Origin of the sequence: Microbacterium pullorum, assembly GCF_014836535.1 — a bacterium.
In the GTDB taxonomy this organism is placed as follows: domain Bacteria; phylum Actinomycetota; class Actinomycetes; order Actinomycetales; family Microbacteriaceae; genus Microbacterium; species Microbacterium pullorum.
Genome location: NZ_JACSQP010000007.1, coordinates 15329 through 27545, shown reverse-complemented (window position 1 = coordinate 27545; position 12217 = coordinate 15329). Strand labels below are relative to the sequence as shown.

Annotated in this window: 10 protein-coding genes; 3 read left to right on the top strand and 7 right to left on the bottom strand. The window is 70.9% G+C overall.

Annotated elements, in window-relative coordinates; genetic code table 11:
* Nucleotides 1-63 precede the first annotated feature (63 nt).
* On the bottom strand, nucleotides 64-1113 hold the full coding sequence (locus H9651_RS11760) for a M15 family metallopeptidase (RefSeq protein WP_318244860.1): 1050 nt from the start codon (nucleotides 1111-1113) through the stop codon (nucleotides 64-66).
* A gap of 112 nt (nucleotides 1114-1225) precedes the next feature.
* On the opposite strand from H9651_RS11760, the gene H9651_RS11755 reads away from it, so the two are divergent.
* Nucleotides 1226-2278, top strand: coding sequence for an Rv2578c family radical SAM protein (locus H9651_RS11755; RefSeq protein ID WP_191719520.1), 1053 nt, complete (start codon nucleotides 1226-1228; stop codon nucleotides 2276-2278).
* 172 nt (nucleotides 2279-2450) lie between these two features.
* Here H9651_RS11755 and H9651_RS11750 read toward each other — a convergent pair whose 3' ends face one another.
* Nucleotides 2451-4643 carry a DEAD/DEAH box helicase gene (locus tag H9651_RS11750; RefSeq protein WP_191719519.1) on the bottom strand — a complete coding sequence of 731 codons (2193 nt, stop codon included), beginning with the start codon at nucleotides 4641-4643 and terminating at the stop codon, nucleotides 2451-2453.
* 242 nt (nucleotides 4644-4885) lie between these two features.
* Between H9651_RS11750 and H9651_RS11745 the strand changes: the two genes are divergently transcribed.
* Entirely contained in the window at nucleotides 4886-5806 is a 921-nt protein-coding gene (locus H9651_RS11745) for an aldose 1-epimerase family protein (protein ID WP_191719518.1), read from the top strand.
* 6 nt (nucleotides 5807-5812) lie between these two features.
* Here H9651_RS11745 and H9651_RS11740 read toward each other — a convergent pair whose 3' ends face one another.
* The 5 genes from H9651_RS11740 to H9651_RS11720 all read right to left on the bottom strand — a co-directional run bounded on the left by H9651_RS11740 (nucleotide 5813) and on the right by H9651_RS11720 (nucleotide 11813).
* Nucleotides 5813-9676, bottom strand: a complete 3864-nt coding sequence (locus H9651_RS11740) for an efflux RND transporter permease subunit (protein WP_191719517.1) — start codon at nucleotides 9674-9676, stop codon at nucleotides 5813-5815.
* Nucleotides 9677-9778: 102 nt separating this feature from the next.
* Entirely contained in the window at nucleotides 9779-10156 is a 378-nt protein-coding gene (locus H9651_RS11735; RefSeq protein ID WP_191719516.1) for a fluoride efflux transporter FluC, read from the bottom strand.
* Nucleotides 10153-10560 carry a fluoride efflux transporter FluC gene (locus tag H9651_RS11730; RefSeq protein ID WP_318244859.1) on the bottom strand — a complete coding sequence of 136 codons (408 nt, stop codon included), beginning with the start codon at nucleotides 10558-10560 and terminating at the stop codon, nucleotides 10153-10155. Before H9651_RS11730 ends, H9651_RS11735 begins: the two co-directional genes overlap by 4 nt.
* A gap of 9 nt (nucleotides 10561-10569) precedes the next feature.
* Nucleotides 10570-11541, bottom strand: coding sequence for a DNA topoisomerase IB (locus H9651_RS11725; protein WP_191719515.1), 972 nt, complete (start codon nucleotides 11539-11541; stop codon nucleotides 10570-10572).
* 2 nt (nucleotides 11542-11543) lie between these two features.
* The gene (locus H9651_RS11720) at nucleotides 11544-11813 is read right to left on the bottom strand and encodes a DUF7218 family protein (protein ID WP_191719514.1); all 270 of its coding nucleotides are present in this window, start codon (nucleotides 11811-11813) and stop codon (nucleotides 11544-11546) included.
* A 215-nt stretch (nucleotides 11814-12028) separates the two neighbouring features.
* Between H9651_RS11720 and H9651_RS11715 the strand changes: the two genes are divergently transcribed.
* On the top strand, nucleotides 12029-12193 hold the full coding sequence (locus tag H9651_RS11715; protein WP_191719513.1) for a hypothetical protein: 165 nt from the start codon (nucleotides 12029-12031) through the stop codon (nucleotides 12191-12193).
* Nucleotides 12194-12217: the final 24 nt, after the last annotated feature.

Below are 12217 nucleotides of genomic sequence, written 5' to 3'. Positions count from 1 at the left end.
CCTGCTTGTGAGATCGGATGCCGCAAAGCATGGAACTGAGTACCGCGCTTTTGTGGGATGCCGCTAGTCGGCGTAGTCGGGCGCCGGCGGCAGCTCGAAGAACTCCTCGAGCGAGTGGAAGCCGCCCTCGCGGTAGGCGCGCGCGAGGTCTGCGCCGATGTAACGCAGGTGCCACGGCTCGTGCGCGTAGCCCGTGATGGCGGTGTAGCCCTCTTCGTAGCGGACGATCCAGCCGTACTCCCAGGCGTGCTCGCGGATCCACGCGTCGGCGGGGGTGCCGGCGAGGTCGTCGAGGGTGCCGCACGCGGGGTCGCACGGGACGACGTCGACGGCGAGACCCGACTGGTGCTCGCTGAAGCCCGGTCGGGCACTCACGAGGTCGGCGCCCGCCGCACCCCGCTGGGCGACCTGGGCGGCGTAGATCGACCGCTGCGTCCCGTAGGCGCGGTAGCCGTTCTGCGCACCGACCTCGCCGGCGCCCGCGGCGCGCGCCGCGGCGATCATCTCGGCGAGGGCGGCCGCGGCATCGGTGCGCAGAATCGCGTGACCGGCATCGGCCACCGTCCCGGCCGCCACGAGCGCCGACGGGGCATACTCGAGCTGGGCGTAGGGGCGCTGCTTGTTGACGACGACCCAGACGCGCTCCGGGTCGGCGAGGTCGATGCACGGGGCCGCCCCGGATGCCACCCGCTCGCGGAATGCGGCCGCACCCCCGGCGGCCGCGATGACGGCGGCGTCGTCACCCGCGGCGAGGGCGGCGGTGAGCGCCGCCTCGGTGCAGATGCCGTCGGTCGGGGCGGGGGCCGCAGCCTCGGCGGCTTCGGCGGACGGCTCGGGCGGCGTGGCACCCTGCAGCGTGGGCACGGGCAGGGCGGTGGCCCAGGGGGCGGGGGCGCGATCGGCTGCCGGCGCGCCGGCCCGATCCGTGTCGCCCGGGGCGAACACGGCGAACAGGATCGCGACGACGGCCCACACGAGGACAGCAGCGGTCGCGCTGAGCACGACGATTCCCCGTCGCCGCGCCGCACGGCGCGGCGCGCTCGGCGCCGGGCGCGCCTTCTCGACCGCAGCGCGCAGGGCGCGGCGGGAGGCAGGCGGTGGGGGCTCCGTCACGTGTCCATTCTCCCCCGCCGGCGGAGGACCGCCGACACAGCCCACCCGCGCGCCGTTCGAACGACGCGCGCGGCGCATTGACAGACCGTCGAAGTTCTGTTCCCATGGAACGATGCGGTGGCAGGGGCAGGAATTGGGCGTGGCGGATGCCGACGCGCTCCCCGGGATGGAACGCATCGACGGGCTGGTGCGCTCGGTGACGACTCCCGAGTTCGCCGGCATGACCTTCCACGAGGTGCAGTGCAAATCGGCGCTCAACCGGGTGCCCGGGGCCTCGGCCATGCCGTTCGACTGGACCGTCAACCCCTACCGGGGGTGCAGCCACGCGTGCGTGTACTGCTTCGCGCGAGGGACGCACGAATACCTCGATCTCGATGCCGGGCGCGATTTCGACTCGCAGATCGTCGTGAAGATCAACGTGGCCGACGTGCTCGCACGTGAGGTCAACCGCGGGTCGTGGGCGCGCGAGAGCGTGGCGCTGGGCACCAACACCGACCCGTACCAGCGGGCCGAGGGCCGGTACCGGCTCATGCCCGGCATCATCGACGCGCTCACCGCTTCGGGCACTCCCTTCTCGGTGCTCACGAAGGGCACGCTGATCCGACGCGATCTGCCGCTGCTGCGCGACGCCGCGGCATCCGTGCCGGTGTCCATCGCCATGTCGATCGCCGTCGCCGACGAACATCTGCGCGCCGCTATCGAGCCCGGTGCGCCGTCGTTCCAGGCGCGGCTCGACACGGTGCGCGCGGCCGCCGATGCCGGCTTCCGGGTGACCGTCTTCCTCATGCCGATCGTGCCCCACCTCAACGACTCGGTCGCCGTGCTCGATGACGCGCTGCGGCGCATCAAGGATGCCGGCGCCGGGCGGGTCGTGTGGGGCGCGATGCATCTGCGCCCCGGCGTGAAGCCGTGGTTCATGCAGTGGCTCGAGCGGGAGCATCCGCAGCTCGTGTCGTCGTATCGCGGCCTGTACCCGGGGGCATCCGTCGGAGCGCCGAAGGCGTATCGCTCCTGGCTGGCACAGCGCGTGCGGCCGCTGCTGCGACTGCACCGACTCAACGGCGCCGAAGAGGACGACACGCCCCGCTTCGCGCCGCGGCCGGGCCCGGTGGTGACCACGGCTCGGGGCCGTGCCGCCGCGGAGGCCGCACCGATGCTGTTCTGACGGCGGCCCCGGATCCGTTCCCGGAACAGGAGATCTCCCCGCACCAGGATGGATGCCGCCGAAGCGGCCTGTCCCCGGGAGATCACCTGTTCCGGGGAGACGCCGCGCCGCCGCCGCCCCGCAAACGACGAAGCGCCCCGGAACACGGAGGTTCCGGGGCGCTTGCAGTCGATCAGGCGTCGACGTCGGCCAGCTGGCGGCCCGCCAGCTCGTCGAGCACGTCGTCGCCGACGCGAACCTCTTCGAACGGCGCGTCGATCTCGGCGCGCTCGAGCATCTCGGTCATGCGCCGACGACGCTGACGCGGGATGAGGGTCACGACGGTGCCGGTGCGGCCCGCGCGGCCGGTGCGGCCGGAGCGGTGCAGGTACGTCTTGTACTCGTCGGGCGCATCGGCCTGGATCACCAGGTCGATGTCGTCGACGTGGATGCCGCGGGCGGCGACGTCTGTCGCGACGAGCACGCTGACGCGGCCGTCGGTGAGACGCTGCAGGTTGCGCGTGCGCTTGGCCTGGTTGAGGTCACCGTGCAGCGCCACCGCGGGGATGCCGAGGTCGTCGAACTGCTCGGCGAGCATCTCGGCGTACGCGCGGGTGCGGGCGAAGACGAGGGTCTTGCCGTCGCGGTCGACGAGCGACGAGAGGATCTCGGCCTTGTCGCGGTGGTCGATCACGAGCACGCGGTGGTTGATGGTGCTGGAGTCCTGGTCTTCACCGGCGACCTCGTAGACGGCCGGCTCGACGAGGAACTCATTGACCAGAGCCGCGACCTCACGGTCGAGCGTCGCCGAGAACAGCAGCTTCTGCGCGCCGTCGGCGACGAGGCGGAGGATGCGCTGCATCGGCTCGAGGAACCCGAGCTCCGACATGTGGTCGGCCTCGTCGAGGACGACGATCTGCACCTCGGAGAGGTCGAGCTTGCCCTGGGCGACCAGGTCCTCGATGCGGCCCGGTGTGCCGATGATGATGTCGACGCCCTTCTTCAGCGCGCCGACCTGGCGAGCCTGCGGCACACCGCCGTAGATCTGCGTGGTGAAGATGCCGACGCTGCGGGCGATCGGCTGGATCGTGCGGTCGATCTGCAGCGCGAGCTCACGCGTCGGGGCGAGCACGAGCGCCTTCGGCTTGCGGCCGAACTCGCGACGCTTGCCCTCCTGCGAACGCAGCAGCGACTCCACGAGGGGAGCGCCGAAGGCGATGGTCTTGCCGGAGCCGGTGCGGCCGCGGGCCAGGACGTCCTTGCCCTCGAGGATCGGGGCGATGGTGGCCGCCTGGATCGGGAAGGGGCTCGGGGCGCCGAGCTCCTTCAGCACGCGCACGATGTTGTCGCCGAGCCCGAGGCTCGAGAACGTCACATCGGCGACCTCGCCGGCCTGCACGGCCTCGGCCTGCAGACGCTCGTGCACGACGTCGACGTGGTCCTGCTGCGCCTTGGTCTTGGACTCGGCGTTCCAGTCCGAACGGGCGGGACGGTCGCCGGAGTCGCGACGGGGACGGTCGTCGAACGAGCGCGCCGGACGGTCACCATAGGAACGGGCGGGACGGTCGTCACGCTGCGGGCGGTCACCGTACGAACGGGCCGGACGGTCACCATAGGAACGGGCGGGACGGTCATCACGCTGCGGGCGGTCGCCATACGCACGGGCCGGACGGTCGCCATACGAACGCGCCGGGCGGTCGTCACGCTGGGGGCGGTCGCCATACGAACGCTGCGGGCGGTCGCCGTACGAACGGGCGGGACGGTCATCACGCTGCGGGCGGTCGCCGTACGAACGGGCCGGACGGTCGTCACCCGAACGGGCGGGACGGTCGTCACGCTGCGGGCGGTCGCCATAGGAACGCTGCGGGCGGTCGTCGTACGAGCGCGCCGGACGGTCATCACGCTGCGGACGGTCGCCGTACGAACGCTGCGGGCGGTCGCCGTAGGAACGCGCCGGACGATCGTCACCGGAGCGGGCGGGACGCTCGGGCCGGTAGGAGGGACGGCCGTCGCCCGAGGGGCGGCGGTCATCGCGCGCCACGCGGTCGCCGCGGTAGCCACCGCGGTCGTCACGGGCGGGACGGTCGTCACGGGCGGGACGGTCGTCGAACGAGCGGCGAGGGCGGTCGTCCCCCGCGTTGCTGCGGATGCTGCGGGCCTCGTCGCGGCCCACCTTCTCCTGTGCGGTCCAGCGGCGCTTGGGCGCGGCATCCGCCGTCTGCTCCGGTGCGCGGTAGCCGCGGTGGCCGGGGCTCTTCGATCCGGTGGTCCCGGTCGAGGCCTCGCCGGGACGGCGCTTGCGGTCCTGGAAGCTGGTCTTCGCACCGTAGCGGGGCTCGAAGTTCTTGGCGGCGCGGCCGCCTGCGGGCTTCTTGCTCTTAGGCATGGATATGTCCTTCTGGGTTCTCTAGTCACACGAGAACAGCACCCGCTGGCACGCAGGTATAACCCGGACATCCGTCGGCCGGGGCCATTATCGATAGTGGTCATGCACGTCGATCGACGCCCACCATCGGCCCCTTGGACTCACAAACCCATCCACGCGCACCACGCGCAGTGTCCGAAGCCGACTGAACGAGCATATCGGCTCTGCGGCTGTGAGAATGCCGACCGCCCTAACATGACGGCATGAGCACTCATTCGCCGTACGATCCGACCGGCCGCAGGTTCACGATCCGATCGGGCGACACCGTGGCGGAGATCTCACAGGTGGGCGCGGGTGTGCGGGCGTTCGCCGTGGGCGACGTCGATCTCGTCCCCCGCTACCCCGACCACTCCCCGACACCGGCGGCCTCGGGGATCGTCCTGGTGCCGTGGGCGAGCCGCGTGCGAGACGGATCCTGGACGCAGCGTGGGGTCACCCGTCAACTCGCGATCACCGACCCCAAGACCGGCAACGCCTCGCACGGACTGCTCCGCTACACCGCCTACCAGCCCATCGAGTACACCGACGACACCGTCACCCTCGCCGCCGACGTCTACCCCCAGACCGGTTACCCGTTCCATCTCGCCACCGAGGTCACCTATGCCGTGTCGGACATGTCACTGACGGTGACGCACCGCCTGTTGAACCTGGGCGACGAGGAGGCACCGGTCGCACTCGGCGCCCACCCCTACTTCTGCATCGGCACGGCCACCACGGGCGAGCTGACGGTGCAGGTGGATGCCTCGTCACGCTTCGCGCTCGACGAGCGGCTGCTGCCGGTCGCGGAGATGCCCGTCGACGAGGCGACCGACTTGAGGTCACCGCGGATCGTCGGCACCCTCGACCTCGACACCGCCTACGGCCAGCTCACCCGCGATGGCGAGGACCGCGCGCACGCGGTGCTCACCGCTCCCGATGGGAGCTCGGTCGACGTGTGGGCGGGCAGCGGCTTCGACTATCTGCAGCTGTTCACGACCGATCGCTACCCGGGCCAGCCCGTCGCCCTCGCGATCGAGCCGCTGACCGCGCCCGCCGACGCCCTCAATTCGGGCATCGGCGTGCGGTGGCTGGCACCGGGCGAGCAGTGGCAGCTGCAGTGGGGCGCGCACTACCGCACCCCCTGAGCCGGCTCAGCCGCGGTCTTCGTCCTCCCGGCGTTCGCCCTCGTCGTCGGTCTCGGTGGGAGCGGGCTGCGCGTGCTCGTCGGTCTCTGCGTCCGGTGCCGCGTACTCCGCCCCGCCGTCGACGACGGCGTCCGCCTCGGCATCGGCCTCGGCATCGTCTGCGACCTCGGCATCGTCTGCGACCTCGGCATCGTCTGCGACCTCGGCATCGTCTGCGACCTCGGCATCGACCTCGGCATCGTCTGCGACCTCGGTTTCGTCTGCGACCTCCGACGCGGGATCGGCCGCATCGCCATCGTCGACAACGGCGCGGTCCTCGTCCACCGCCGTCTCGTCTTCGCCCGACGACTCCTCGGGGGCAGTCGGGTCGACCGGCGCCTCCGCGGTCGGCTCCTCGATCGTCTGCGTCCACGGCGTGTCGTCGCCGACGCGAGCCGGCTGCACCGCCTGGGCGAGGGCCGACAGCGCGTCTTCATCGGGTTCGTCGGTCGCGGCCTCGACGGCGGGTTCCTCGTTCGGGGTCGACTCGGCCTCGTCCGCTGCGGCAGCAGGCGACTCGATCTCGGACTCAGCGGCCGCCACCGGTGCGGCGGCGGGCTCAGCATCCCCCGCGGCGGCATCGGCAGCCGCGCCCTCGCGCGCGGCGACGGCGTCGGGGATCACGGCGGGCAGCGACATCATGGCCGCCTGCGCACGGCGGTCCCGGCGCGTGAGGGCCACCGTGGCGGTCGTGCTGTCGGGCTCGACGGCGTCGCGCAGGTCGGGCCCACCGGCGGGAGCCGGAGTGAGCGCGCCGCGCTTGGCCTGGCGGCGCTCCCGCGCCCCCTCGACGAGGTTGTAGAGGGTCGGCAGCACCAGCAGCGTCAGCACGGTCGACGAGATGAGCCCGCCGATCACGACGATCGCCAGCGGCTGCGAGATGAAGCCGCCTTGCCCGGTGATGCCCATGGCCATCGGCGTCAGGGCGAAGATCGTCGCGAGTGCCGTCATGAGGATGGGCCGCAGGCGTCGCGCGCCGCCGGCGATGGTCGCGTCGTGCGCGGTGAGTCCCTTGACCCGGTACTGGTTGACGAGGTCCACCAGCACGATCGCGTTCGTCACGACGATGCCGATCAGCATCAGCACGCCGATGAGCGATGCCACGCCCAGCGGCACACCCGTCGCGATCTGCAGCAGGATCGCACCGGTCGCCGCGAAGGGCACCGACACGAGCAGCAGCAGCGGCTGGCGCAGCGACTTGAAGGTCGCGACCATGACGATGTAGACGATGAGGATCGCCGCGAGCATCGCGAGACCGAGCTGGGTGAATGCGTCCGCCTGCTGCGAGACCACACCGCCGACGGTGGCGTCGGCTGCAGCGGGCAGGTCGGCTTCGGCGAGCGCCTGGGTGACCACGGCCGACGCAGCAGTGAGGTCGTCTCCCGACGGGGTGACGCTCACGGTGGCGGTGCGCTGTCCGCCCACGGTCGTGATCGACGTGGGCCCCTGGCTCTCTTCGACGGTCGCGATCTGCGACAGGGCCACGGGCCCCGCCGCCGACGGCACCTGCAGGTTGCGCAGTTCATCGAGGGTCGCCGGCGTCTGCGAGGCCGCGAGGTACACCGTCAGCGCGGTGTCGTCGATCTCGACGGTGCCCAGCTGCTGGGGCTGCATCGTGCTCGACACGAGGGCGCCCACCGCGACTTCCGACAGGCCGAGCGCGGCGGCGGCGTCGCGGTCGACGACCACGGCGATGTAGGGCAGCGCGTCCGACAGGTTGGTGGTCACCTGCTCCACGCCGTCCTTGCCGTCGATGGCGGTGACGACGGCATCCGTCGCCTCCTCGAGGGTCTGCTGCTCGGGGGCGGTGACGTCGATCTCGATGTCGCTCGAGCCGAACCCGCCGGTGGCCGAGATCGCGACGTCGCCAACGCCGTCGAGGCCGGTCACCACATTGAGCACGTCCTCGCGCACGACGAGCTGGTCGGCGTCGGGATCGGTCGTGACCGAGAAGGTCGCGCCGCTGGAGCCGCCTGAGAAGGCATCGACGAGGGCCGAGCCGCTGGAGCCGATCGAGACCTGCACGGTCTCGATGCCGTCCACCTCGAGCAGGGCGTCTTCCACGGTCTGCGCCGCGGCATCCTTCGCCTCGAGCGATGCCGCGGGGCCGAGATCCTGCGTCATCGTGAACGTGTTCTGGCCGGTGTCGCCGAGGAAGTTGGTCTTCAGGAACGGCACCGCGGCGATGGTACCCGCCAGCACCAGCACGGCCAGCAGCAGGGTGACCCACGAATGCTTGAGGGTCCAGCGCAGCACCGGCAGATACGCCTTCTGCAGGCGCGACGGCGGAGCGGCCGGGTCTTCGGGATCGACCTCGTCGCCCTCGGCGTCGCGCAGCGGCTTGCCCGGACGCAGGAACCAGTAGGCCAGCACCGGCACGATCGTGAGCGAGACGAACAGCGACGCCGTCATCGCGATCGTCACCGTGAGTGCGAACGGCCGGAAGAGCTCACCGGTCATATCGCCGACGAAGGCGATGGGCAGGAACACGGCGACCGTCGTGATGGTGGATGCCGTGATGGCGGCGGCGACCTCGCGCACCGCGAGCAGGATCGAGCGCAGCTTGTCGGCGGAGCCCACGTAGTGCCGCCTGATGTTCTCGATCACGACGATCGAGTCGTCCACGACGCGCCCGATCGCGATCGTGAGTGCACCGAGGGTGAGGATGTTGAGCGAGTACCCGAACGCCTGGATGCCGACGAAGGTGATGAGCACGCTCGTCGGGATCGAGATGGCCGTGACGAGGGTGGCGCGCACCGACAGCAGGAACACCAGGATCACCAGCACCGCGAATGCCAGCCCGAGCAGGCCTTCCTGCGCGAGGGCCTCGATGGACTCCTGGATGTAGGGGGCCTGGTCGAAGACGACCGTGAACTCGGCCTGTCCGTCGAGGGCCTCCTCGAGCCCGGGGAGCACCGCCAGCACCCCGGTCGACACGTCGACGGTGTTGGCGGCGGGGAGCTTGGTCACCGCGATGGTGAGGGCCGGCTGGCCGTCGACCCGCGAGATCGAGGTCTGCGGGTCGGCCTCCGCCGCGACGGTGGCGACGTCGGCGATGGTGACCGTCTCGGCCCCGAACTGGGCGGCGTCGGTGGGGACGAGCGGCAGCTCTCCGATCTCCTGCACCGACGAGATCTTGGCGCCCGTCTGCACGGTGAGGGTCTGATCGTCTTCGGTGATGCCGCCACCCGGGAAGAGCACGCCGTTCTGCTCGAGCGCGTCGCTGATGGCCTGCTGCGTGAAGCCCGCCGCAGCGAGCTGCGCCTGGTCGGGGGTGATCGTGATGCGCTGGCCGGCTCCGCCGATGACCTCGGCCGAGTTGACCCCGTCGACGTCTTCGAGGTCGGGGATGACCGTCGAGAGGAGCAGCTCCTGCACGCCGGCTTCGTCGTCGTAGCCGGTGACGGCGAGCTGGATGACCGGCAGATCATCGATCGAGAGGCTGAACACCTGCGGATCGACCGATTCGGGCAGCTGGCCCTTGATGCGGTTGATCGCCTGCGAGATCTTCTGCTCCGCGGTGGCCAGATCGGTGCCGTACTCGAACGATGCCTGGATGATCGACGCGTTCGTCGTGCTCGTGGCGCTCGTGGATTCGAGGCCCGGAACCCCCTGGATGGCGGTCTCGATCGGCGTGGAGACGTCGTTGGCCACGACGTCGGGGGAGGCGCCCGGGTAGGTCGCGATCACCGACAGCGCGGGGAACTCGATCGACGGGATCAGCTCCTGCTTGAGGTTCGTGAGGGCGAGGCCACCGAACACAGCGGCGACGATCGTCACGAGGGCGATGAGAGCGCGGTTCTTGAGGCTCAGGACGGCGAGGTTCGACACGGACTGCCTTTACGAGCGTGGATGCGGGTGTACAACTGCCGCGAACGCGGCCGATACGCGGATGTATCGAAGAAAGTATCCCACGGGGCATCCAACCCCAGGTCATCGCGGAATGAGACCGCCCACGACCATGCCGACCACCGCGGCCAGAACAGCCAGCACGAACGTCGCGGCGAGATTCACCACGGCCCATTCCCGACGCCCCCGCTGTGCCAGCAGCACGGAGTCGAGGCTGACCGCGCTGAAGGTGGTGAAGCCGCCGAGCAGCCCGACCCCCACGATCCCTCCCCAGGCCGGCGCGAGCACCGCGCCGAGGCCCGTGACGACGCCGAACAGCAGCGACCCGATGATGTTGACGAGCAGAATGCCGGCGGGGAAGACATCATCGCGCCCGCGCATCACGATGGCATCCACCGTGTACCTCGCGCCGGCGCCGACCGCCCCCGCGGCGACGAGCGCGAACAGCTCCCACGCGTTCATTCGACCACCGCCGCGCGCCGGCCGGTCGCGCGGCGCCCGAGCACGAGCCCCCATGCGGCAGCGGCGACGCCTCCGAGCACCGAGCAGGCCGCGAGCAGCAGGCCGACCACGGGGGCGGCGCCGAACACCTGCACGGTCTGCACGGCGAAGGCGCTGTAGGTCGTGAAGCCGCCCAACACCCCCGTGCCGAGGAAGGCGCGCAGCCGCGGGCGGTGGTGGTCGAGACGCCCGGCGACGACACCGAGCAGAAAAGACCCCGTGACGTTGATGAGCAGGGTGATCGCGGGGAGCACGAGCGGGTGGGTCCCCTGGCCCCAGGGCAGCACGAACACCGCACGCACGGCGACGCCGAGCGCACCGCCGAGGACGACCAGCGCGAGGGTCACCCAGGAGAACCGCGCCACGGGCTCAGGTTAGGGACGCCCTCCCAGAATGAGCGCGCGGATCGCCGATTCCGGCGATACCGAGGTGTCGAGCAGCCTGCGCTTGCGGTAGCGCGAGAACACCCGCGGATCGATGTAGGAGCCCCGCGCGACGGTCGGCGTGTTACCCAGCGCGTCTGCGCTGCGCTGCACCGCCGACACCTCCGCCCGCTTGCGGTCGCGCTTGGTGTCGACCGGGCCGATGCGGGCGAGGGTGTCGGCGGCGAGGATCGTGCCGCGAAGCGTGCGGAAATCCTTCGCCGTGAAGTCCCCGCCGGTGAGCTCCCGCACATACGCGTTGACCTCCTGCGGCATGAGCCGTGCACGGCGCCGCCCGCGCTGCCATGACAGCAGCGGAGACGAGCGTCGTCCCGCTGCCAGCAGTCGCACCGCTGCCGCGAGGTCGGCGTCGTCGATCTCGATCTGCTGCCGTTTTCCGCTCTTGCCGGGAAAGCTCAGCGACACCGTCGTACCGGCCACGCTCGCGTGCCGCCGCTGCAACGTGGTGAGCCCGCGGTTGCCGGTGCGGGCCAGATGCCGTTCGGACCCGATGCGGACCGCCCCCAGGTCCAGCAGCCGGAACGCCACCGCGAGCACCCGCTCGCGGTCGAGGCCCTCCTGCCGGAGCGAGGCGGTCACCCGCGCCCGCGCACGAGGCAGCGCCGCCGCGAGCTGAAGCGCACGGGCGTATTTGCCCTTGTCTCGCTTCGGCGCCCAGTCCGGGTGGTAGAGGTACTGGGTGCGCCCGGCGTCGTCGACGCCGACCGCCTGGATGTGGCCGTTCGCCGCCGCGCTGATCCAGACGTCCCGCCAGGCCGGCGGGATGACCAGCCGCGTGATCCGTTCGCGGTCGGTCGCGTCCACACCGGCACCGCGGTGGTCGACGTAGCGGAAGCCCGAGCCGGCCCGGAGACGTCGGATGCCGGCATCCACTCCGGGTCGCACCCGTCTGAGGCGCGGCACCGTCAGTGGGTGCGGAGCATCGCGATGAGCTCCGCCTTGCGCTTGCCCGAGTACCCGCGAAGGCCCAGTTCCTTGGCGCGGCCGCGCAGGTCGGCGACGGTCCAGTCGTCGTAATCGCCGGAGCGACCGCCGCGCTCCGCCAGGGCGGAGCGTCCGTCGCGCGCAGCGGCGTTGGACACCCGGGCGGCTTTCTCCTTCGACGCACCGTCCGTGCGCAGCTTCTCGTAGAGCTCCGGATCCTTCACGCTGTTCGACCCTCGTCCTCGCGGCATCTCGTCTCCTCGTCCAGGGGTTCTCCGACGTTAGAGGCTCGGATTCCGCGAAGCAGAGGGCTTGACAGCGCTCGCGCGCACACTTAGCACCGTCGACGAGGCCCAGTCAAGACCTCGGCATGAGACTCTCAGCCTGGCTAACGTGTTCGACGAGCGCTGACCCGCGCCTCACCCCGCTTCCCTGCGGGTGGTGGGAGTACAGACTAGGAGCCCCCATGAACATCGCACTCTTGATCATCATCGTCGTCGCGATCGTGCTTGCCATCGTCGGCGGACTGAACTCCGCCCTCAGCTGGCTGCTGTGGGTCGCCCTGATCGTCGGTGTGATCGCGTTGATCGCATTCCTCTTCCGCGTCATCAGCGGCAACAAGAGGGTCTAAGACGTCCCCAGAGACGAGGGGGCC